We start from the raw sequence: 22,429 nt of genomic DNA, 5'->3' as shown, positions 1-22,429 counted from the left end.
TGATAAGCGCTAGAACCAATCTGAACTAAACGTCACGGGGCAGTCTGGCAGGGCTGCCCCTAAACAGGAACGGGTGGCCCACATATGGCAAGAAACAATTTCATCTTCACATCGGAATCCGTTTCGGAAGGACACCCCGACAAGGTTTGTGACCGTATTTCGGATGCAGTGCTTGACGCGCTTCTGGCAGAAGAAGAAACCGCGCGTGTCGCGTGCGAAACATTCGCCACCTCCTCGCTGGTGGTGATTGGTGGCGAAGTGGGGCTAAGCGATCCTGAACGCCTGAAGGATTACATGGGCCGCATTCCCCAGATCGCGCGCGACTGCATCCGCGATATTGGCTATGAACAGGACAAGTTCCACTGGAACACCTGCCATGTCCTGAATTTCCTGCACGAACAATCCGCCCATATTGCCCAAGGGGTGGACCGTGACGGCGCAGGCGATCAGGGGATCATGTTCGGCTATGCGGTTGATGACACCCCCGAACTGATGCCCGCCCCCATCCAGTATGCCCACAAGGTTTTGAAACGTCTGGCCGAAGTGCGCAAATCCGGGCAGGAACCAACGCTGCGCCCTGATGCCAAAAGCCAGCTTTCGGTGCGCTATGAAAATGGCAAACCTGTTGAAGTGACGTCCATTGTGCTGTCCACGCAACACGCCGACGAAACCCAGACATCAGACGACATTCGCGCCATTGTGGAACCCTATATCCGTGAAGTGCTGCCCACCGACTGGATTACCCCCAAAACCGAATGGTGGGTCAACCCCACCGGCACCTTTGTTATCGGCGGCCCTGACGGGGATGCCGGACTGACCGGGCGCAAGATCATTGTTGACACCTATGGCGGGGCGGCCCCCCATGGGGGTGGCGCATTTTCCGGCAAGGACCCGACCAAGGTGGACCGTTCTGCCGCCTATGCTGCGCGCTACCTTGCAAAGAATATCGTGGCTGCAGGCATGGCGCAGCGCTGCACCTTGCAACTGTCCTATGCCATCGGGGTGGCGAAGCCGTTGTCAATTTATGTCGATACCCACGGCACCGGACAGGTTGACGACGAAGCCATCGAACGCGCCATCGGGCAGGTTATGGACCTGACACCGCGTGGCATTCGGGAACATTTGGGGCTGAACCGGCCCATCTATGCCCGTACGGCAGCCTATGGCCATTTTGGCCGCGCGCCGGACTCTGACGGGGGGTTCAGCTGGGAACGCACCGACCTGATCGATGCGCTGAAAAAATCAGTGTGACGCGGGCGCGGCGTCGACTGTGCTGTTGGGGTGCATCATTGCGGACGGGTCAAGGCCCGTCCTTTTTTTGTGCATATGGTTCATTCATATGGTTCAATGCCGGAAGATATGGATCTGCGGCGCAACGTTGTCAAAGTCCCGTTTCATCGCGGTAAGCCGTGTGCGAACAGGATCAATCGTTATCCCGTCATAGACAGCCAGAAGCGCATGCGGAACCGCACGCGAGGGAAATCGTCTGGGAAGGATCACAGTATCATGGGTCATTTTGCCAACCTGCTTTAAATCCCGAAGCGGTCTGCATTCGGTTAATAAAGGTTAACAGCGCAGTTGTGGCACAAATCAGGCGGAATGCGACTATTTTTGCGATTTGCAAACAAACCGGGTTAAAAAATGGTTAATTACATGTGTAGGTGGAAACAGTACTGCATCACACAAGATGGCCCCTAAGGGCAAAAGAAACTATGCTCTGGCGTGTTTGCGCAAAACGCAATCAACCAACAGCCTGTCGCGCCCCGGTTTTGCGCAACCCACGTCACCCTTTCGCCGACATGTGTTTTTGCGCGCAACACCGCATAAAGCAGGTTGCTCAGAAGTGGGAACCGGTTTTGGGCTTCTCGAACCTGCGCTAAAGGCGAAACTCCGCCGGTATATTGTCCACACCGTCCAGAACCAGATCGGCCATCACCTCGGCCAGGACCGGGGCCATTGCGAACCCTATCTTGAAGCCCCCGTTGAACACGAACTGCCCGGGTTTGCCGGGCCAGCCCCCCATCAGCGGCGCGCGGGTGCTGGCGCGCGGGCGCACCCCTGCCCAGCGGTCCACCACCGGCGCATCGGCCAGCACGGGGCACACGGCCCTTGCGCGCGCCACAAGCATGTCACATTGCGCATCAACTGTGTCTGGCGCATCAAATTCGCGTTCGCTTGTGGACCCGACAGCCACAGTGCCATCGCCATGTGGGACAATATGCAACCCGTCCGCGAATATCTGCGGGGCATTGGGGGCATGATGCGCCAGCAAGGCCGCCTGCCCCTTGACGCCACTGCCAACCGCGCGGCCCAGATCGCGCGACAGATCGGCCAAGCCTTCATGGCCGGTTGCCCATACCACCGGCCCATTTGCCTGCGGCTGCGCGCCAAGGGTAAATTGCCCGCCCAGCGCCTGAAACGCCCCCATAAGCGCCCGGCAGGCCAGTCTGGGCTGCAGTCTGGCGGTCAATGTGTCATGCACAACCCATCCTGATGGGGCCGCCACTGCCAGCCCGGGTGCCGCGTCACAGCGCAGAACGCGCCACTGTGCCGCCCCTTGCCACAGCGCGGCGGCACCCGCTTCGCGCGCATGCGCAAGGTCCAGCTTTCCATCCGGCACAGGTTGCACGCGCCCCAGCCGGGCATAGCCGGTATCCTGTCCCGAAAGCGTGGCGACATCACGCCAGAAATCTTGCGCGCGCATCAGCGCATCAAACTGAAACGCCTTTTTGGCGTTCCAGTTTTCGGGCACATGCGGGGCAAGCGCGCCCACAATCCCGCCGCTGGACCCCGCCCCCAACCCGCGCTTGTCAACCAGATGCACCCGCGCGCCCCGCTTTGCACAGGCATAGGCCACCGCCAGCCCGAACACACCTGCCCCCATGATTGTGACATCACCCATTGTCATTTCCCCCGCGCGCCTGCATGAAGTTCACATGTGTCATAAAGCAGAGCCGCATGAACGACCAGCTTGCAAATATCACCTGGAAAGATAACCAGATCCCGGTCGCCACGCAGTTCGACGACCCCTATTTTTCCTTGCAGGACGGGCTGGCGGAAACACAGCATGTGTTTCTGGCTGGCAACCGCATCGCGCAGCGCGCGGGGCCGGGTTTTCAGATTGCGGAACTGGGGTTCGGCACGGGGCTGAACCTGCTGGCCACGGCGCAGGCCCTGGCAGGGCGCGCCGGCCCGATGCATTACACCAGTTTTGAAGCCTATCCGCTGCACCCCGACGACATGGCCCGCGCCCTTGTGGCATTTCCCACACTGGACACGGCCCCTTTGCTGGCTGCATGGGCGCAAGGCGCGCGGCAATTCACCCTTGGGCCGCTGCATGTTCAGGTCATCATGGGCGATGCGCGCGACACCTTGCCAAGCTGGACGGGGCTGGCGGATGCCTGGTATCTGGACGGATTTTCCCCGGCCAAGAACCCGGAATTATGGAACGACGCGCTGATGGCCCAAGTGGCCCGCCATACCCGCAAGGGGGGCACATTCGCCACCTATACCGCCGCAGGGGCCGTGCGGCGCGCATTGTCCAACGCCGGGTTTGACGTCAGCCGCCAGAAGGGGTTTGCCCATAAACGCCACATGACCACCGGCATACTGGCATGAGCGCGCCGCAGAACAATTCCCTTGGAATCTGGCTGATGTGTGCAACCGCATTCATTTTCGCCGTGCAAGACGCCATGTCCCAGCATCTGGCGGGGGAATATAACGTGTTCATGATCATCATGATCCGCTACTGGTTCTTTGCCAGTTTCGTCATCGTGGTGGCATCGCGGCAGGCAGGGGGCATTCGCAAGGCCGCCGCGACAACCCAACCCCTGCTGCAGATATTTCGCGGGGTGCTGCTGGCGCTGGAAGTTTGCGTGATGGTCTCGGCCTTCGTTGTGCTGGGCTTGGTCGAAAGCCACGCAGTGTTTGCTGTCTATCCGCTGCTGATTGCCGCATTGTCGGGGCCGGTGCTGGGCGAAAAAGTGGGCTGGCGGCGCTGGAGTGCCATCGCCATAGGGTTTGCAGGGGTGCTGATTATCCTGCAACCGGGTTTTGGCGTTTTCCACCCTGCCGCCCTGATTCCGCTGCTGGCGGCCTTCATGTTCGCGCTATACGGGTTGCTGACACGCTATGCGGCGCGGCGCGACAGTGCGGCCGTCAGCTTTTTCTGGACGGGCACGGCAGGGGCAGTCACCATGACGCTGATCGGTGTCTGGTTCTGGGAACCCATGGTGGCGGGCGACTGGCTGTGGATGGGGGTGTTGTGCATGACATCGGCCTTCAGCCATTTCCTGCTGATCCGCGCCTATGAAGTGGCCGAAGCCAGCGCGGTGCAGCCCTTTGCGTATTTGCAACTGCCCTTCGCCGCAGCATTTGGCCTGTTGATGTTTGGCGAAACGCTGCGCAACAATGTGGCACTGGGCACGCTGGTCGTGGTGGGTGCGGGGCTGTTTACGCTGTGGCGGGCAAGGCAAGTGAAAGCCTAGAGCGCGTCGCGTTCATTGGCATGCACGCGACCCACGCTAAGCTTATGGTGTCGCATTTTTTTTGCGCAAAGCTGCCCCTGCGACCCTGCCCCGCCGCCCGTCACGCACCAAGACAATAGCGCAGCACGGCTTTTTGGGCGTGCAGGCGGTTCTCGGCCTCGTCGAACACCACAGATTGCGGGCCGTCCATGACCGCGTTGGTCACTTCTTCTTCGCGGTGGGCGGGCAGGCAATGCATGAACAACGCATCAGGTTTCGCATGCGCCATCAGCGCGTCATTCACCTGATAGGGGCGCAACAGGTTATGGCGGCGTTCACGGTTGGACTGGCTGTCATGCATGCTGACCCAGGTATCGGTCACCACCAGATCGGCCCCGTCAACCGCGCGCACCGGGTCGCGGATAATGTCGACTTGCGCGCCCTGCGACCGGGCAAGGGCCACGAATTCAGGATCAGGGTCCAGGGCCTCGGGGCCAGTGAAAACAAGATCAAACCCGAACGCCCCTGCGGCATGCAGAAAGGACGCACAGACATTATTGCCATCGCCGGACCAGACCACCCTGCGTCCGGCAATCGGGCCGCGATGTTCTTCATAGGTCTGGATATCGGCCATGATCTGGCACGGATGAGTGCGGTTTGTCAGGCCGTTGATGACGGGCACAGAGGCAGAGTGCGCCAGTTCCTGCAGCACGGTTTCTTCAAACGTGCGGATCATGATCATGTCGACATAGCGCGACAGGACGCGCGCGGTATCGGCAATGGTTTCGCCATGCCCCAGCTGCATTTCCGACCCTGACAGCACCATGGTTTGCCCCCCCAACTGGCGCACCCCCACATCGAAGCTGACGCGCGTGCGGGTCGATGGTTTTTCAAAGATCAACGCAACCATGCGGTTTTTCAGCGGCTGGTCATCATCTGGCGCGGCCATAGGACGCCCCTTGCGGGCGGACTTCATTGCATGGGCGCTGTCGATCATGGCACGCAGATCGGAAGGGGCGGTGGTGTGGATATCCAGGAAATGCGGCATGGATCGGACCTTTTGTCTGAAAGAGGGGGGCGAGGGCGCTGCCCTCGCGCTCCCGGGATATTTTTACCAGAATGAAATCAGGACAGGGACGCGGCAGCAAGATCAAGCCGCGCCACGGCGTCGGATATTTCATCTTCGGTGATGATCAGCGGAGGCAGCAGGCGCACGACATTGTCTGCGGCAGGGACGGTCAGAAGATGCTGCGCATGTGCGGCCTTGACCAGATCAAGATTAGGGCAGCTGCATTTCAGGCCCAGCATCAGCCCGGTGCCACGCACGCCCTCAAGGATATCAGGATGCGCGGAAACCAGCGATTCGAGGCGCTGACGCAGCAGACCGGCCTTCTGACGCACATTGTCAAGAAAGCCGTCAGCGGTCATGATCTCCACCACTTTGGCCCCCACGGCGCAGGCAAGAGGATTGCCGCCATAGGTTGACCCGTGCGTGCCCGCGGTCATGCCGGATGCGGCACGGGCAGTTGCCAGCACGGCCCCAAGCGGGAAGCCCCCGCCGATGCCTTTGGCCACCATCATGATGTCCGGCGTGACACCGGCCCATTCATGGGCAAACAACCGCCCCGTGCGGCCCATTCCGCACTGCACCTCATCGAGGACCAGAAGCGCGCCGGTCTGGTCGCACAGATCGCGCAGGCCCTTCAGGCACTGGTCGGGCAGGCAGCGGATGCCGCCTTCGCCTTGGACAGGTTCGATCATGACGGCCGCGACAGTATCATCGAGGGCGGCGCGCAACGCGTCGTGATCCCCCCAAGGAAGGACCTTGAAGCCGGGCATCAGCGGGCCGAACCCTTTGGTCATTTTCTCAGACCCTGCTGCAGCAATCGCCCCGGTGGAGCGGCCGTGAAACGCGCCTTCAAAGGTCAGGATTGTCGGGCGGTCCGCGCCCTGTTCAAACCAGTATTTGCGCACCATCTTGATGGCCAGTTCCGCAGCTTCGGTGCCGGAATTGGTGAAGAATGCCGTGTCCGCGAATGTATGGTCGACCAGCGCATCGGCGAGTTTCGCCTGTGCGGGGATTTCATACAGGTTAGAGACATGCCAAAGTGCCTGCGCCTGTTCGGTCAGCGCCTGAACAAGCGCGGGGTGGGCATGGCCCAGCGCATTGACCGCGATACCGGATGTAAAATCCAGGTAGCGCGCGCCGTTTTCTTCGATCAGCCAGGCCCCTTCGCCGCGGCGGAATGCCAGCGGTGTGCGGCTGTAGGTTGGCAGGACAGCTGGAAATTGTGCGGGCATGGGCGTCATTCCGATCAATCAAAGCACTGACCTGCCAAAGCATTACGGACAAGTCAACGGCGGTTTTCATTTGGAAGGTCAAAACAGGGCGCGGGCCAATGTCGTGGCCGCGCAAGAACACAGTCACCGCTTCAGCGGCGTCGCAAAATCAGGTGTGATGCATGTGTTGTGTTCATAATCAGCGCATTAGCACCAGCGCGCCAGGGTGTAAAGCCTATTCGCCGATAACACGCAGCATGCGCCGTTCCAGCACCTTGAGCACCACGGCCAGATCATGCCCCCGCTTGAGGATTTGCCCGTCCATGCCGATGACGGCATACATCCCTTGCCGGTTGCGCAAATGAGGATGTTTTTCAATACGATACAGCGGGGTTTCCGCAGTGCGCCGGAACACGGAAAACACCGCTGAGTTGCGCAAGCACGAAATGCCGTAATCACGCCACTCCCCCGCAGCCACCATACGCCCGTAAAGTGACAGGATGACCGATAATTCGCGCCGGTCAAAGCTGACCTGCTGATCTGTGGCACGCCATGGGGTTTGCATGTTCATGACAATCACTGTGTGGTGGAAGTCAGAGAAAATCAAGCTTTTGCGCAGGCTATTGTTTTTTTTCGCCCCGACATGCCGCTTTCGCTTGCGGGCCATCCCCGTGCTGCGCCACATTGGGCGAAATTGCACAATGCAGGAGAAGACCCCAATGCGCACCCGTGCCGCTGTTGCCCTTGAAGCCGGAAAACCCCTTCAAATCATGGAAGTGAACCTGGATGGCCCGAAGGCGGGCGAGGTTCTGGTTGAGATCAAGGCCACAGGTATTTGCCACACAGATGAATTCACCCGCTCTGGTGCGGACCCGGAAGGGCTGTTTCCAAGCATTCTGGGACATGAAGGCGCAGGCGTGGTGATTGAGGTGGGTGAAGGGGTCACGACCCTGAAACCGGGCGACCATGTCATCCCCCTGTATACGCCCGAATGCCGGGAATGCTATTCCTGCCGGTCGGGGAAAACCAATCTGTGCACTGCCATTCGCGGCACGCAGGGCCAGGGGCTTATGCCTGACGGGACGACGCGGTTTTCCATGCTCGATGGCACGCCGATTTATCATTACATGGGGTGTTCCACCTTTGCCAATCACACGGTCATGCCCGAAATCGCACTGGCCAAAGTGCGCGACGATGCGCCGTTTGACAAGATTTGCTACATTGGCTGCGGGGTGACAACGGGCATTGGCGCGGTGATCAACACGGCGGGTGTGGAAATCGGATCGACCGCGGCTGTCTTTGGCTTGGGCGGCATTGGCCTGAACGTCATTCAAGGGCTGCGCATGGCGGGTGCTGACATGATCATCGGGGTGGACCTGAATGACAGCAAGGAAGAGATGGCGCGCAAATTCGGGATGACGCATTTCATCAACCCGTCCAGGGTGGACAATGTGGTGGCCGAAATCGTCAGGCTGACGCAGCGCGGGGATGACGCGATTGGTGGCGTGGATTACAGCTTCGATGCGACGGGCAATGTGAACGTGATGCGCGACGCACTGGAATGCTCGCACCGGGGCTGGGGCGTGTCTGTGATCATCGGTGTGGCCCCTGCGGGGGCGGAAATTTCCACGCGACCGTTCCAGCTGGTCACCGGGCGCGTATGGAAAGGCACGGCGTTTGGCGGGGCCAAGGGGCGTTCGGATGTGCCGAAATTCGTCGATTGGTATATGAACGGCAAGATCGAGATTGACCCGATGATCACCCACAAGCTGACACTGGACCAGATCAATGAGGGGTTCGACCTGATGCATGAAGGAAAATCCATTCGCGCAGTGGTGGAGTTTTGAGCGAGGCCGAAAAGGGGGGCGTAGAACTGCGCCCCGCGACCCAAGCCGACCACCCCGCGCTTTGGGCCATGCTGAAGCCAGTGTTCCGCGCAGGCGAGACCTACGCCATTGACCGCGCAATCAGCCGCGACGCCGCGCTGGACTGGTGGTGCGCAGGCACGCATGACGCCTTTGTGGCGGAAGCGGGCGGCGAGAGGGTTGGCAGTTATTACATTTGCCCCAACCAGCAAGGCGGGGGCGCGCATGTGGCCAATTGCGGCTTTGTCAGTGCCCCCGCCGCGCAAGGGCGGGGGGTTGCGCGCGCGATGCTGGAACATGCGCTGGACACGGCGCGCGCGCGGGGATTCAGGGCCATGCAGTTCAATTGCGTCGTGTCCACCAACGCCCGCGCCGTGGCCCTGTGGCAAGCCAACGGGTTTGAGATTGCAGGCCGCCTGCCCGGTGCGTTCCACCATCCCGAGCAGGGATTTGTCGATGCCTATGTGATGTACCGGACGCTGTAAGGGGGGCGCTGCCCCCGTCCCCTGCGGGGCCTCCCCCGGGATATTTTGACCAGACTGAAAGGAAGCATCATGGCGCGTTCAGGCATACCGTTATTGGCGGTGTTGATCGATGCGGATAATTCCTCGCCCAAATGGGTGGAGGCGATATTCGAGGAGATTGCAGGACTAGGCGAAGCCAGCGTGCGGCGGATTTACGGCGATTTTTCGCGCAGCCAGATGTCTGGCTGGCAGGAAAAGCTGCCCAGTCTGGCGTTGGTGCCCCATCATCAACCCGCAAACACAGTGGGCAAGAATTCCAGTGATATTGCCCTGGTGATTGATGCAATGGACCTGCTGCATACCGGGCGGTTTGACGGGTTTGTGCTGATCAGTTCGGACAGCGATTTCACGCGGCTGGCAAGTCGCATTCGTGAACAGGGGCTGGATGTATACGGCATTGGGCAACGAAAGACACCCGAGGCGTTCAGAAAGGCCTGCAAGCGGTTCATTTTCGTTGAGAATATCTTGCCGGAAGCCGACCCCGAACCGGCGCAAAGCAAGAAATCCCCCCCATCCGGGGCGGTGCCCCTGATCAAGGCTGCGATGCAGGCCATCGACAAGGATGAGGACTGGTTTTCGCTGGGCCAGGTCGGGCAGTTCATTGTTGCGGCCAATCCTGATTTCGACGCGCGCAATTATGGCTGCAGCAAACTGAGCGAGCTGGTTGCCAGATCGGGCGCGTTTGAATTGCGCAAATCATCGGGCAACAGCATGCAGCTGCGCCTGAAACCCTAGACATGGGCGCATGCGCCCCTTATCTGCACTGACATGGCCCAGAAATCAGACCCGAATTACCGTATCATCGCTGAAAACCGCCGCGCGCGGTATGATTACGCTATTGAAGACGACCTTGAATGCGGGATCATGCTGCACGGGTCCGAAGTTAAATCCCTGCGGGGCGGCAAGGCCAATATCGCCGAAAGCTATGCAACGGTCGATAATGGCGAATTGTGGTTGGTGAATTCCTATATCGCGCCCTACAAGCAGGCCAATATCTGGGGCCATGAGGAACGCCGCCGCCGCAAGCTGCTGGTCAGCAAGCGCGAGATGGCGCGGCTATGGGCGGCCACGGCCAAGGACGGCATGACGCTGGTGCCGCTGGTGATGTATTTTAACCATCGCGGGTTGGTGAAGATCAAGATTGCCATCGGCAAGGGCAAGAAGCTGGCCGACAAGCGCGCGAGCGAGGCCAAGCGCGACTGGGACAAGCAAAAGCGCCGCCTGATGAAGGAGTTGGGCTGACGTCACTGGAACAGGCCCAGCGCCCACGGGGCCAATAGGGCCGTCAGCATGGCGTTCAGCCCCATCCCGATGCCCGCAAACGCACCCGCCTGCGGATTGACCTGAAACGCGCGCGCCGTGCCAATGCCATGGGCCGCAACCCCCACCGCAAAGCCGCGCGCGCGCCAGTCGCGAATGCCCATTGCGTTCATCATGGGCGTGATCACAATTGCCCCCGTAATGCCGGTCAGGATGACAAGAACGGCCGTCAGCGTGGGCGAGCCGCCAAGGTTCTGGCTGATGCCCAAGGCCACTGGCGCGGTTGTCCCCTTGGGCGCGAGGGTTGCCAGCAGCTCGGGTGACAGGCCCATTGCATGGCCGATGGCCAGCGCCGACAACACGGCCATGCCAGACCCTGCCAGCAGCGCCGCTACAATCGGCAGCGCCGCGCGGCGCACAGTGGGCCAGTTCAGCCATAGCGGCACGGCCAGCGCGACAGTGGCGGGACCCAGCAGGAAATGGACGAACTGCGCCCCCTCGAAATAGGTCGCATAGCTGGTATCTGTGGCCCACAGCAGCGCGGCCAGCAGGATAACTGCCACCAGAACGGGATTGACCAGGGGCGCGCGCCCTGCGCGTTGCGCCAGATAATCCCCTGCCAGATAGGCAATCAGTGTGGCGCTTAGCCAGATCAGCGGGGTTTCGGCCAGATAGGACCATATTTCTGCAAAATCACGCATCTTCGCCCCCTTTCGCCCCCGTCAGCCGCGCCACGAAAACGAAGGTCAGCACCCCCGCCGCGATGGCCAGCACCGTAGACCCCACCAGCGCCACCCCCAAGGCCAGCCCGTTTTCCCCCAGCTGGCGCAAATGCCCCACCACACCCACCCCTGCGGGGACAAACAGAAGCGTCAGGTGGCGCAATATCCCCTCGCCCGTGGGGCGCATGAAGTTACCAAGGCGCGGCACTGCCAACATCAGCAAGAATAACAGCCCCATGCCCAGCACCGGACCGGGGGCGGGCAAGCCGAACAACCGCGACAGGGCTTCGCCCGCCAATTGGCACAGCAGGATCAGGGCAAGGGCGTGGATCATCGGAAAAAACCTTTTTGTTGCTTTTCCCATTAGCCCCGATCCGCGCAAAAATAAAAGGGCCGCGTGATGCGGCCCTTCGCGGGGTCATTGCCCCGGTTTATTCTGCCGGCACGGCTGCCGCGTTGCGGGGCGTGCCGAAATGGCGCCGGTTCAGGTGCCAGACCAGCCAGACCATGGCAAATTGCGATGCCAGCGCCACAGCCGTGATGGCCCAATAACCTGCGCTGAACTTGGTCATCAGGCCAGCATCGACCAACCCCTTGTTCAGCCAGAAGTGAATCAGCACCGCGAACCCCACACCAGGGCAAACCAGCGCATAGGCCCCCGGCGAATTTTCCGCCCCGAAGATGAAGCGCTGCGCATAGCCCTGACGCAGCAGAACCAGACCGGCAAACAACAGGAACAGGATTTGCACCGACAGGTATTTCGTCAGCATTGCCAGCGTTTCACCCGCCATTTCCGGCGTTCCGAAATGTTCGCCCAGCCCGTGGCTTTGGCGCAGGCCCAGAATGCCCAGCACCGTAAGCAGCGGCACGATGATCGACAGCGTGGGGGCCGTTTCGGGGTTTGCGCCATGTTCCATCATGGACCGCAGGCCCAGCACCATGGCAACGACCGCAATAAGGCCCGATGTCATCAGGAAAAAGGTCGACAGCACCAAGGCCAGTCCGGCGATAGCGGGCAGCGTGCTCATGGCGGCTGGGGCCGCAAGGCCAACGCCTACCATGGCGAAAGCGAACGCGGGCAGTATCTGGCCGAAGTTGTTATTGGCGGCACAGTTGAAGCCGCCTTCGGTCAGCACCCGGCCCAGAAAGCCGCCATAGAGTTTGAACCCGTAGGCCCCGATGGCCAGAAACGCCAGCAGTGCCAGCGGGAACAAATATTCCACGACCGACCACAGCCCCGGCACGAAGACCATGCCCAGAACGAACAGGACATTGACAGACATGGCAAGCGCCAGCGGCAATGCCAGAACCTGACTTTGGGCGTTGGTTTTGGCAAATTTCGCGTAAGCATCGGTTTTTGTCCATGCCGCGAAGCTGCGCAGGTTCCAGACCAGAAGTTTCAGGTTCACGAACGCAAAGAGTGCGATACCTGCCATGGCCAGAATAATCATGCCTTGGGTCAGGACCGACCCGGCAGCAAAGGCGGCGGTGATATCTTCGAACACAGGAACGGTTTTGCCCGGATGGGGCAGCCAATGCATCAGCCACATGAAAAAGCTGACCGCCAGCCCCCCTGCCCCCAACGAGGCCAGAAAGTAGAGCGGTGAATAGGTATCTGACGGGCGTGCGGGATTATGGGACATAGTGTCTCCTTCCATTCATATATACATAAATGAATATATCAATGCGTTTGCAGAATGCGCCGTGGCAGAATGACGCAGCTTTGCCGACACTCCACATCTTGTGGATAACCCCCCGCAAACCGGCGATATGCGGGGCTGGCACCTTGACTCGGGCCTTGGGTTCCGGCCAGATTGCGCAAAGACAAAGGGCATTTCCCGCCGTGCAATTCACCAGACTGCGCCTGAACGGTTTCAAAAGCTTCGTGGACCCCACTGATCTGGTGATTCAGGCGGGGCTTACAGGTGTGGTTGGGCCGAATGGCTGCGGCAAGTCCAACCTGCTGGAGGCGCTGCGCTGGGTGATGGGCGAAAACCGCCCCACCGCCATGCGCGGTGCAGGCATGGAAGATGTCATTTTCGCCGGAACCGACCAGCGCCCTGCCCGCCATTTTGCCGAAGTGACCTTGCAGGTCGACAACCGCGACCGCGTGGCCCCTGCCGCGTTCAATGACGCTGACACACTGGATATTGTGCGCCGCATCACCCGCGATGCGGGCAGCGCTTACAAGATCAACGGCAAAGAAGCGCGGGCGCGTGATGTTCAGATGCTGTTTGCAGATGCGTCAACCGGGGCGCATAGTCCGGCACTGGTGCGTCAGGGCCAGATTTCCGAACTGATCAACGCCAAGCCCAAGGCCCGCCGCCGCATTCTGGAAGAAGCTGCCGGTATTTCGGGCCTGTATCAGCGCCGCCACGAAGCAGAATTGCGCCTGCGCGCCACAGAAACCAATCTGGAACGCATCAGTGATGTGATTGACCAGATGGCCCAGCAACTGGCCCAGTTGTCGCGGCAGGCGCGTCAGGCCGAACGCTACCGCCAGATCGGCGCCAGATTGCGCCAGGTCGAAGGGTTGTTGCTGTACCGGCGCTGGCGCGAAGCCGATCAGGCACGACAGGATGCAGATACCGCCTTGCAAGCCGCGCTTGTTGCCAGCGCGCAAACCGAAACCGCCGCGCAACAGGCCAGCCGCAGCCGCGAAACTGCAGACGCGCGCCTGCCCGCGCTGCGCGAAGAAGACGCCATCGCGGGCGCTGTGCTGCAGCGCCTGCATGTCAATCGGGACACGCTGGCCACTGAGGAAGCGCGCGCGCTTGAAGCCATCCGCACGCTGCAATCGCGCGTGCAGCAGCTTGCGCAGGACATTGACCGCGAAACCGGCCTGAACCGCGATGCCGCCGAAACCATTGCGCAACTGGAATGGGAACAGGGCCAGCTTGCCAAATCCGCCGAAGGGCATGACGACAAACTGTCCGACGCCACCGATGCCGCCAGTGAAGCCGCGCAAATTCTGGCAGGTCACGAAGCAGACCTGTCCAGCGCCACCGAAGATGTGGCGCGGCTGGCCGCGCGCCACCAATCTGCAGACCGCCAGATCACGGAATTGAACGCCGCCCTTGCTAAAGCGCGAAATGCCAGCTTGCAGGCCGCCGACGCCCGGTCACAAGCGCAAATGGGCCTGCACGCGGCAAGGGACGCGCTGGAACAGGCCCAGGATGACCTGGACGCCACCCAATCCCTGACCGAGGATGCGGAAGCCACCCTGCTGGAAGCCGAAGACGCGCGCCAGCATGCCCAGACCGAGGAATCCCGCGCGCGCGGCACGCTGGCCGAGGCCGGGGGGGAGGCCAGCACCCTGCGCGCCGAAGCCGCAGCCTTGTCGCGGTTGGTGGACCGCGACCGCGGCGCAGGCACCCAAATGTTGGACTTGCTGCGCGTAAACGAAGGGCATGAACAGGCCATCGGTGCCGCATTGGCGGATGATCTGCGCGCGCCGCTATCGGCTGGCGGGTCGGGCTGGGTGGCCCTGCCGGACTATGAGGATGCAGCCCCCCTGCCCCAAGGCGCGGACCCGTTAGCCCCCCATGTGCAGGGGCCGGACGCGCTGGCGCGCAGGCTGTCCCAAACCGGGCTGGTAGATGCCGCCGATGGTCCACACCTGCAGCCGGACCTGCGGCCCGGCCAGCGGCTGGTCACATTGGCAGGCGATCTGTGGCGCTGGGACGGGTTGCACGTGGCCGCACAGGATGCCCCCAGCACCGCCGCATTGCGCCTGCAGCAAATCAACCGGCTGGACAGGCTGCGGCGGGATCTGGAACAGGCACAGTCGCGGCTGGACATGGCCCGCGACACCCACAGCACTGCCAAAGCCCGCCTTGACGCCCTGACCGGGGCTGAACGACAAGCACGCGATGCCCGCCGCGCCGCAGACCAGCGCCTGACGGATGCAGGGCGCGCGCTGTCACGCGCGCAGACCGCGCATGACAGTGCACTGGTCCGGCTGGAAACGGCCACTGCCCAGATGGGCCGTTTCAATGATGATGTAGAAGATTTATCCGAAGCCCTGGCCCATGCCGAAGACCAGCGCGCACAACTGCCTGATCTGGATCAGGCCCGCGCGGCAACCGACACCCTGCGCCTGAACGTCGAAGCCGCGCGCATCACCATGATGACGCACCGCGCACAGGCCGATGAATTGCGCCGCGATGCAAAAGCGCGGCTGGCGCGCGGGCAGGAAATCACTAAAACCCTAAGCGGCTGGCGCCACCGTCTGGAAACGGCAGAAGCCCGCATCCGCGACCTTCAGGCGCGCAAGGACGCCACTGAAGAAGACCTTGCCGACGCCAGCGCCACCCCCGAGGAACTGGCCGAACAACGCGCAGGGTTAAGCGACGAAATTACCCGCGCCGAAACCCGCCACACAGCCGCGCGCGACGCCTTGGCCGAAGCGGAAGCGCAGGCACGCAACGCCGCCGATGCCGAACGCAGCGCCGAACGCGCCGCATCCGACGCACGAGAGGCGCGCGCCCGCGCCGAAGCCCGCCGCGACGCCGCCCGCGAAAATGTTCTGCTTGCCGAAACCCGCATCACCGAGGACCTGGAAACAACGCCCAGGGCGCTTTTGCAACAGCTGGACGCCGACCCCGAAACCATGCCCGACGCCACCGCGCTGGACGAGGAACTGACCCGCCTGCGCCGTGCGCGCGATGCGTTGGGGGCCGTGAACCTGCGCGCCGAAGAAGATGCACGCGAAATCCAGACCGAACATGACGTTCTGGTGCAGGAAAAGGCCGATCTGGAAGCCGCGATTGCCAAGCTGCGTTCAGGTATTAACGCGCTGAACCGCGAAGGGCGCGAAAGGCTGCTTGTGGCCTTTGACAAGGTGAATGCCAGCTTCTCGACCTTGTTTACCCATCTGTTCACTGGCGGAGAGGCGCGCTTGGTTCTGGTGGAAAGTGACGATCCGCTGGATGCCGGGCTTGAAATCATGTGCCAGCCGCCGGGCAAGAAATTGTCCATTCTGTCGCTGCTGTCAGGGGGCGAGCAGACCCTGACAGCGCTGGCGCTGATTTTCGCGGTCTTTCTGGCCAACCCTGCGCCCATCTGTGTGCTGGATGAAGTGGACGCGCCGCTGGATGATGCCAATGTGGCGCGGTTTTGCGACTTGCTGGATGAAATGTGCCGCCGCACGGAAACCCGGTATCTGATTATCACCCATAACGCGCTGTCAATGGCGCGCATGGACCGGCTGTTTGGGGTCACCATGGGCGAACGCGGGGTCAGCCAACTGGTCAGCGTGGACCTGAAACATGCCGAGGCCCTGGTCGCGTAAGCGCTTGACCTGCTGCGCGGAATTGAACATGTTAAACGCACATTTTCAAGAGTCGCTGCCATGCCACAAACTGCCGCCCGTGCGCCCCTGATGACCCCTGTTCTGATCGGGGGCTGCATCATCATCATGATCAGCTTCGCCATTCGCGCCAGTTTCGGTGTGTTCCAGATCCCGATTGCCGAAGAATTCGGCTGGCTGCGCGCAGAATTTTCGCTGGCCATTGCCATTCAGAACCTGGCATGGGGGATTGGCCAGCCCATTTTTGGCGCGATTGCCGAACGGTTCGGGGACCGGCGCGCCATTTTCATGGGGGCGCTGATTTATGCGGCAGGACTGGTGCTGTCATCCTTCGCGGTCACACCCGGCGCGCATCAGATGCTGGAAATCCTTGTGGGCTTCGGCGTTGCGGGCACGGGATTTGGCGTCATTCTGGCCGTTGTGGGGCGCGCGGCATCAGATGAAAACCGTTCGCTGGCGCTGGGCATTGCCACGGCTGCAGGCAGTGCCGGACAGGTTTTCGGGGCACCCTTGGCGGAAATCCTGCTGTCGTTTTATTCATGGCAAAGCGTGTTTGTCATTTTTGCGGCCATGATTCTGCTTAGTCTGTTCGCGCTGCCGATGATGCGCAGCCCCGCACCTGCCAGCCGCGCGGAACTGGAACAAAGCATGGGGGCGGCGCTGAAACAGGCGTTTCGTGACCCCAGTTTCACACTGATCTTTCTGGGCTTTTTTTCCTGCGGCTATCAGCTGGCATTTGTCACTGCGCATTTTCCCGCAATGGTCACTGAAATGTGCGGCCCCATAAACCCCGACGGGATGCTGGCGGCTTTTGGCATAACCACCACATCCGCGCTGGGCGCAGTCGCCATATCATTGATTGGTCTGGCCAATATCGCGGGCACATTGGCTGCTGCGTGGCTGGGCAAGCGCTATTCCAAGAAATACCTGCTGGCGTCAATCTACATGGCGCGCACAGTGGTTGCGGCAGCGTTCATCCTGTCCCCGATAACCCCTGCGTCGGTTTTGGTGTTTTCCATTGTCATGGGCGCGCTATGGCTGGCCACTGTGCCGCTGACATCGGGGTTGATCGCGCATATTTACGGGCTGCGCTATATGGGCACGTTGTACGGGATTGTGTTTTTCAGCCACCAGTTGGGCAGCTTTCTGGGCGTCTGGCTGGGCGGGGCGTTGTATGACCTGCATGGCGATTACACGCTGGTATGGTGGGTCGGTGTGGGAGTCGGGCTGTTTTCGGCCATTGTGCATTTGCCCGTGCAGGAACGCGCACTGAACCTGCGGCCCGCCTAACATGCGACACGCAAGACCCGCGTGCGCCAGGGTTTGAGTATTTTTGGCAAGATGAAATCAGGATCGCTGCGCGGCATGGCGGCCCGCCCAATGGCCTGTGGCAAGGCTGGCGGTCAGCAGGTAGCCGCCGGTCGGCGCTTCCCAGTCCAGCATTTCACCCGCCGCGAAAACACCAGGCCAGGCGCGCAGTTCCAGCCCTTCGGTCAGCGCGCTGCGCGCGATGCCACCAGCGGTCGAGATGGCCTCGTCCAGCGGGCGGGGGCATTGCAGCGGAACCTGTAGCGCCTTGAGTACCCCCGCAAGGGCGGCAGGGTCAGCGGGCAAGGGGCGCGCAAGTTCCTGCACAAGCGCAAGACGCACCCCCGACAGCCCCAGCGCCTTGCGCAGACGGTTTGATGCGGACAGTTTTGCAGGCTGTGCCCGCAACCGGTTGGCAATATCGGGCGCGGCGCGGTCGGGAAACAGGTCCAGCACCAGCGCAGTCCCCTCGCGCAGAGGGCGCGACAGCGCATAGATGCCGCCCCCTTCCACCCCGCGCGCCGAGATGACGCATTCGGCGCGCACGGCGTTTTGCCCCGCCATCAGGCGCACCCCTTTGAGCGGTGCGCCGAAATGGGGGTGCATATGGTCGGACCATGGCACCACAAAGCCCATATTGGCCGGTTGAAAGGGCGCAAGGGCCACCCCGCGCGCAGCCAGTGCCCCTGCCCATGCCCCGTCTGACCCCAGCCGCGCCCAGCTTGCCCCACCCAGTGCCAGAACGCATGTCAGCGGTGCCAGCCGGCGCGGCCCTTGGGGGGTTGTGAAGTCGAATTCACCGCCCTGCCACCGCCAGCCCCGCCGCAAGCGGACCCCTGCCCCGTCCAGCCGCGCCAGCCATGCCCGCAAGAGTGGCGAGGCCTTCATCACACGCGGGAAGACCCGGCCCGATGACCCTGTGAACAGGTCCGCCCCCAGCCCGTTGGCCCAGTCGCGGATCTGGTCGGGGCCGAAATCGCGCAACATGGGCGCAAGCCATGGCGCGGCCTGCGCGTAGCGGGGCAGCTGATCGTCAAGAGGGGCGGCATTCATCAGGTTCAGCCCCGATTTGCCCGCCATCAGAAACTTGCGCGCGGGCGACGGCTTGCCCTCGCACACAACAACCTTGCGCCCGGCCCGGGCCAGCACCTCTGCCGCCATCAAGCCTGCCGGTCCAGCGCCGATTACCAGCGCGTCGATTGCCTCTGTCATGCGCGTATATGCCCCTTAACGAATTCTTGAGGGTATCTGCCTATTGTGAAACGCCTGCGGCACCCGCATATGTTATATACCCTGTTCCAGACGCCCGAAGGCCAATGTCCGATCTGATTGTCAGTTCCTATAACATACACAAGGCCGTCGGAACCGATATGCGGCGCGACCCGGCGCGAACAGTGCAGGTGATCCGCGAAATTGGCGCCGATATCGTTGCCTTGCAGGAAGTGGACCGCCGTTTCGGGGACCGCAAGGGGGTTCTTGACCCCGATATGCTGTTTGATCAAACGGGGCTGCGTGCTGTTGCGCTGACAGACAGGCTGGGCGCACGCGCGCATGGCTGGCATGGCAATTTGCTGTTGCTGCGCGGCGCAGAAGTGCAACAGGCCCGCGCCATCACCTTGCCCGGGCTGGAACCGCGCGGGGCGATTATCGCCGATATTGTGCTGAACGGCCAGCCCTTGCGCCTGATTGCCGCGCATCTGGGCCTGCTGCACCAGTCGCGCCTGCTGCAAGCGCGCCGGTTGTCCGAAGAAATTGACGGGGGCGATGGCAGGCCCACACTGGTCATGGGGGATTTCAACGAATGGCGCCTGGGCGCGCGCTGTTCACTGATGCCGATCCGGCGTGAACTGCGCGCGGTAAAGCGGTCTGCGGCAACGATAGCCAGTTTTCCTGCGCAACGCCCCGTTCTGCCGCTGGACCGGATTATCACTTGCCGTCAGGCGCAAATCAGTGATTTGCGCGCGCATGATACAGCATTGGCGCGAAAAGCGTCCGACCACCTGCCAATTCGTGCCGCAGTTGGCTTGCCGCAACCCTCAAGCGCGGCTATCTGACCGCCTTGAGGGTGGGGCCACTTTCCGCTATGGCCACACCAACCCGATACAGCGCTGCAAGGGGGGCCAATGGCCGACACCAAGAAGCTATTTATCAAGACCTATGGCTGTCAGATGAATGTCTATGACAGTGAACGCATGGCCGAAGCGCTGGGCGCGTCCGGATATTCGATGACGGACCGGGCTGATGACGCTGACATGATCTTGCTGAACACCTGCCATATCCGCGAAAAAGCCGCTGAGAAGGTCTATTCCGAATTGGGCAGGCTGAAGCCGTTGAAAGTGGCGAACCCCGATCTGAAAATCGGGGTCGCAGGGTGTGTCGCCCAAGCCGAGGGCGAAGAGATCATGCGCCGCCAGCCCTTGGTTGATCTGGTGGTGGGTCCGCAAACCTACCACCGCTTGCCCGCCATGGAAAAGGCCGTGCGCGACGGTGCGCGGGCCGTGGATACCGATTTCCCCGAAGAAGACAAATTCGACCATTTGCCCAAAGGGCCGCGCGCGGGGCGCGGGCCAAGCGCGTTCCTGACAGTGCAGGAAGGATGCGACAAGTTTTGCGCATTCTGTGTGGTCCCCTATACGCGCGGGGCAGAAGTGTCGCGCCCGGTGGACCGCATTCTGGCCGAGGCGCGCGATCTGGTGGACCGTGGAGTGCGCGAAATCACGCTGCTGGGCCAGAATGTCAACGCCTATCATGGTGCGGGGGCGGGCGGGGCGTGGACATTGGCGCGGCTGATCCGGGAACTGGCGCGCATGGACGGGCTGGCGCGCATTCGTTTTACCACATCGCACCCCAATGACATGGATGATGATCTGATTGCCGCGCACGGGGATGAACCAAAGCTTATGCCCTATCTGCATTTGCCGGTGCAATCGGGCAGTGACCGCATTCTGAAGGCCATGAACCGCAAGCACACCGCCGAAAGCTATGTGCGCCTGATTGAGCGTTTGCGCCATGCCCGCCCTGATTTGCTGTTATCGGGGGATTTTATCGTCGGGTTTCCCGGTGAAACCGATCAGGATTTTGAAGATACCCTGACGCTGGTGCGTCAGGTGGGCTACGGGCAGGCCTACAGCTTCAAGTATTCCGCGCGCCCCGGAACGCCCGCGGCAGAACGCGCCTGCGTGCCCGATGATGTGGCAAGTGACCGGCTGCAGCGCCTGCAAGCGCTGCTGTTGGAGCAGCAACGCGCGACACAAAACAGCATGATCGGGCGGGATGTGAATGTCCTGTTTGAAAAGCCCGGTCGGGATGCCGGGCAGATGACCGGCAAATCCGACTATTTGCATGCTGTTCATGTGACCGATCCCCGCATCGAAAAAGGGCAGATCGCGCGCGTCAGAATCACCCGAAGCGAGGCGAACTCCCTTGGGGGTGTGCTGCTGTGACGGGGGACTGCCCGCCGTGCCCGCCAAACAGGGGCGCGGTTGGTCCGGTGGCGGGTTTTATCAGGCGCTCTGTCACATCTGCGCTACATTTGGTAGGCAAAATGGCGGTGCGCTGCCGATATCGTGGCCGATGCGGCAGGCACGGCCAAACAATCCTTGCCAGCGCGCAACGCAATTGGCAGCATGACACCATAGCGCAGCGCGCGTTTTTGATCATCACAGGGAGAGCTACTTGGGCATCAACGCCTTGACCCCGCCCGACACCCCGCTGGAAGCAGCGCAAACGCATCTGGAATTTTCCGACAACCGCCTGTTGGTGGATTTGTGCGGCGAATATGATCGCAACCTGACCCATCTGGAAAGCCAGCTTGGCGTTCAAATCCTGCGACGTGGCAACCAGTTGACGGTCATTGGCGCGCCCGATATGCGTGCTTTGGTCGTGCAGGTGCTGGAAACCCTGTATCAAATGCTGGAAGAAGGGCGCGCCATCGAATCGGGGGATATTGCCGCGCTTATCCGCATGGGCCGCACCCCCGCTACCGAAGACGGGCCGCAAGAACAGCTTGAAATGTTCCGCACCGGCAAGCTGGAAATCCGCACCCGCAAGAAAACCATCATTCCCCGCACCGAAGCGCAGCAAACCTACACGCGGGCGTTGCTGGAAAATGAGATGAATTTCGGCATCGGTCCAGCCGGGACCGGAAAAACCTATATTGCGGTCGCCGTGGCGGTGCAAATGTTCACCGATGGCCATGTCGACAAGATATTGCTGTCCCGCCCCGCCGTAGAAGCCGGCGAGCGCTTGGGCTTTCTGCCCGGCGACATGAAGGAGAAAATCGATCCCTATATGCAGCCGCTCTATGATGCGCTGAATGATTTTCTGCCCGGCAAGCAATTACAAAAGCTGATGGAAGAACGCCGCATAGAAATTGCGCCACTGGCCTTTATGCGCGGGCGCACGCTGTCCAATGCTTTCGTCGTCCTGGACGAGGCGCAGAACGCGACCGAGATGCAAATGAAAATGTTCCTGACACGGCTGGGCGAAGGGTCGCGCATGGCCATTACCGGCGACCGCAGCCAGATTGACCTGCCACGGGGAACGCAATCGGGGCTGCGGGCGGCGGAACGCATCCTTGAGGGGGTCAAGGGCATCGGATTCAGCTATTTTACATCCGCAGATGTGGTGCGCCACCCGTTGGTGGCACGCATCATTCAGGCCTATGAACGCGACGAAGTGAAAAATGGCTGAT

At 61.5% G+C, this 22,429-nt stretch carries 21 protein-coding genes; 13 read left to right on the top strand and 8 right to left on the bottom strand.

Features of this window, described 5'->3' with window-relative positions:
- Window positions 1-84 precede the first annotated feature (84 nt).
- Window positions 85-1,251 carry a methionine adenosyltransferase gene (gene metK / locus ACTZWY_RS00315; protein ID WP_444788676.1) on the top strand — a complete coding sequence of 389 codons (1,167 nt, stop codon included), beginning with the start codon at window positions 85-87 and terminating at the stop codon, window positions 1,249-1,251.
- A 625-nt stretch (window positions 1,252-1,876) separates the two neighbouring features.
- On the opposite strand, the gene ACTZWY_RS00310 is transcribed toward metK, so the two are convergent.
- Window positions 1,877-2,902, bottom strand: a complete 1,026-nt coding sequence (locus ACTZWY_RS00310; RefSeq protein ID WP_444788675.1) for an NAD(P)/FAD-dependent oxidoreductase — start codon at window positions 2,900-2,902, stop codon at window positions 1,877-1,879.
- Window positions 2,903-2,958: 56 nt separating this feature from the next.
- Here ACTZWY_RS00310 and mnmD point away from each other — a divergent pair, with 56 nt between their 5' ends.
- Window positions 2,959-3,618: a tRNA (5-methylaminomethyl-2-thiouridine)(34)-methyltransferase MnmD gene (gene mnmD, locus ACTZWY_RS00305; RefSeq protein WP_444788674.1), complete on the top strand. Its 660-nt coding sequence runs from the start codon at window positions 2,959-2,961 to the stop codon at window positions 3,616-3,618.
- Window positions 3,615-4,487, top strand: coding sequence for a DMT family transporter (locus ACTZWY_RS00300; protein ID WP_444788673.1), 873 nt, complete (start codon window positions 3,615-3,617; stop codon window positions 4,485-4,487). The genes mnmD and ACTZWY_RS00300 overlap by 4 nt, the downstream gene beginning before the upstream one ends.
- A 100-nt stretch (window positions 4,488-4,587) precedes the next feature.
- On the opposite strand, the gene argF is transcribed toward ACTZWY_RS00300, so the two are convergent.
- Both argF and ACTZWY_RS00290 read right to left on the bottom strand, forming a co-directional pair.
- Entirely contained in the window at window positions 4,588-5,514 is a 927-nt protein-coding gene (argF, locus tag ACTZWY_RS00295) for an ornithine carbamoyltransferase (RefSeq protein WP_444788672.1), read from the bottom strand.
- A gap of 77 nt (window positions 5,515-5,591) precedes the next feature.
- The gene (locus ACTZWY_RS00290) at window positions 5,592-6,767 is read right to left on the bottom strand and encodes an aspartate aminotransferase family protein (protein ID WP_444788671.1); all 1,176 of its coding nucleotides are present in this window, start codon (window positions 6,765-6,767) and stop codon (window positions 5,592-5,594) included.
- On the opposite strand from ACTZWY_RS00290, the gene ACTZWY_RS00285 reads away from it, so the two are divergent.
- Entirely contained in the window at window positions 6,766-6,945 is a 180-nt protein-coding gene (locus tag ACTZWY_RS00285; RefSeq protein ID WP_444788670.1) for a hypothetical protein, read from the top strand. The two genes, ACTZWY_RS00290 and ACTZWY_RS00285, sit on opposite strands and share 2 nt — an antisense overlap.
- Window positions 6,946-6,981: 36 nt before the next feature.
- Here the strand turns inward: ACTZWY_RS00285 and ACTZWY_RS00280 are convergent, their stop codons facing one another.
- On the bottom strand, window positions 6,982-7,317 hold the full coding sequence (locus ACTZWY_RS00280; RefSeq protein ID WP_444788669.1) for a DUF2794 domain-containing protein: 336 nt from the start codon (window positions 7,315-7,317) through the stop codon (window positions 6,982-6,984).
- A gap of 148 nt (window positions 7,318-7,465) precedes the next feature.
- Here ACTZWY_RS00280 and ACTZWY_RS00275 point away from each other — a divergent pair, with 148 nt between their 5' ends.
- The 4 genes from ACTZWY_RS00275 to smpB all read left to right on the top strand — a co-directional run bounded on the left by ACTZWY_RS00275 (window position 7,466) and on the right by smpB (window position 10,377).
- On the top strand, window positions 7,466-8,593 hold the full coding sequence (locus ACTZWY_RS00275) for an S-(hydroxymethyl)glutathione dehydrogenase/class III alcohol dehydrogenase (RefSeq protein ID WP_444788668.1): 1,128 nt from the start codon (window positions 7,466-7,468) through the stop codon (window positions 8,591-8,593).
- Window positions 8,590-9,096: a GNAT family N-acetyltransferase gene (locus tag ACTZWY_RS00270; RefSeq protein WP_444788667.1), complete on the top strand. Its 507-nt coding sequence runs from the start codon at window positions 8,590-8,592 to the stop codon at window positions 9,094-9,096. The genes ACTZWY_RS00275 and ACTZWY_RS00270 overlap by 4 nt, the downstream gene beginning before the upstream one ends.
- 69 nt (window positions 9,097-9,165) lie before the next feature.
- Window positions 9,166-9,870 carry an NYN domain-containing protein gene (locus ACTZWY_RS00265; protein WP_444788666.1) on the top strand — a complete coding sequence of 235 codons (705 nt, stop codon included), beginning with the start codon at window positions 9,166-9,168 and terminating at the stop codon, window positions 9,868-9,870.
- 33 nt (window positions 9,871-9,903) lie between these two features.
- A complete protein-coding gene (gene smpB, locus ACTZWY_RS00260; protein WP_444788665.1) occupies window positions 9,904-10,377 on the top strand; it encodes an SsrA-binding protein SmpB in 474 nt (157 codons plus the stop codon).
- A gap of 2 nt (window positions 10,378-10,379) precedes the next feature.
- Here smpB and ACTZWY_RS00255 read toward each other — a convergent pair whose 3' ends face one another.
- From ACTZWY_RS00255 to ACTZWY_RS00245, 3 genes are all read right to left on the bottom strand, one after another.
- The gene (locus tag ACTZWY_RS00255; RefSeq protein WP_444788664.1) at window positions 10,380-11,096 is read right to left on the bottom strand and encodes an LrgB family protein; all 717 of its coding nucleotides are present in this window, start codon (window positions 11,094-11,096) and stop codon (window positions 10,380-10,382) included.
- Window positions 11,089-11,451 carry a CidA/LrgA family protein gene (locus ACTZWY_RS00250; RefSeq protein WP_444788663.1) on the bottom strand — a complete coding sequence of 121 codons (363 nt, stop codon included), beginning with the start codon at window positions 11,449-11,451 and terminating at the stop codon, window positions 11,089-11,091. Before ACTZWY_RS00250 ends, ACTZWY_RS00255 begins: the two co-directional genes overlap by 8 nt.
- Window positions 11,452-11,548: 97 nt before the next feature.
- Entirely contained in the window at window positions 11,549-12,760 is a 1,212-nt protein-coding gene (locus ACTZWY_RS00245; protein WP_444788662.1) for a TsoY family (seleno)protein, read from the bottom strand.
- Window positions 12,761-12,960: 200 nt separating this feature from the next.
- Between ACTZWY_RS00245 and ACTZWY_RS00240 the strand changes: the two genes are divergently transcribed.
- Both ACTZWY_RS00240 and ACTZWY_RS00235 read left to right on the top strand, forming a co-directional pair.
- On the top strand, window positions 12,961-16,410 hold the full coding sequence (locus ACTZWY_RS00240) for a chromosome segregation SMC family protein (RefSeq protein ID WP_444788661.1): 3,450 nt from the start codon (window positions 12,961-12,963) through the stop codon (window positions 16,408-16,410).
- A 60-nt stretch (window positions 16,411-16,470) separates the two neighbouring features.
- Window positions 16,471-17,718, top strand: a complete 1,248-nt coding sequence (locus ACTZWY_RS00235) for an MFS transporter (RefSeq protein WP_444788660.1) — start codon at window positions 16,471-16,473, stop codon at window positions 17,716-17,718.
- A 57-nt stretch (window positions 17,719-17,775) separates the two neighbouring features.
- Here ACTZWY_RS00235 and ACTZWY_RS00230 read toward each other — a convergent pair whose 3' ends face one another.
- Window positions 17,776-18,948 (bottom strand): TIGR03862 family flavoprotein, encoded by a 1,173-nt coding sequence (locus tag ACTZWY_RS00230; protein ID WP_444788659.1) that lies wholly within the window; start codon window positions 18,946-18,948, stop codon window positions 17,776-17,778.
- A gap of 104 nt (window positions 18,949-19,052) precedes the next feature.
- Here ACTZWY_RS00230 and ACTZWY_RS00225 point away from each other — a divergent pair, with 104 nt between their 5' ends.
- The 3 genes from ACTZWY_RS00225 (at window position 19,053) to ACTZWY_RS00215 (ending at window position 22,428) form a co-directional block, all read left to right on the top strand.
- Window positions 19,053-19,790 carry an endonuclease/exonuclease/phosphatase family protein gene (locus tag ACTZWY_RS00225; RefSeq protein ID WP_444788658.1) on the top strand — a complete coding sequence of 246 codons (738 nt, stop codon included), beginning with the start codon at window positions 19,053-19,055 and terminating at the stop codon, window positions 19,788-19,790.
- A 69-nt stretch (window positions 19,791-19,859) separates the two neighbouring features.
- Window positions 19,860-21,179 carry a tRNA (N6-isopentenyl adenosine(37)-C2)-methylthiotransferase MiaB gene (gene miaB, locus ACTZWY_RS00220; protein ID WP_444788657.1) on the top strand — a complete coding sequence of 440 codons (1,320 nt, stop codon included), beginning with the start codon at window positions 19,860-19,862 and terminating at the stop codon, window positions 21,177-21,179.
- A gap of 232 nt (window positions 21,180-21,411) precedes the next feature.
- Window positions 21,412-22,428, top strand: coding sequence for a PhoH family protein (locus ACTZWY_RS00215; RefSeq protein ID WP_444788656.1), 1,017 nt, complete (start codon window positions 21,412-21,414; stop codon window positions 22,426-22,428).
- Window position 22,429 lies beyond the last annotated feature (1 nt).

The organism is Roseinatronobacter sp. NSM, assembly GCF_052379845.1.
GTDB lineage: Bacteria > Pseudomonadota > Alphaproteobacteria > Rhodobacterales > Rhodobacteraceae > Roseinatronobacter.
The sequence above is the reverse complement of the archived record's forward strand: the minus strand, read 5'-3'. Positions and strand labels throughout refer to the sequence as shown.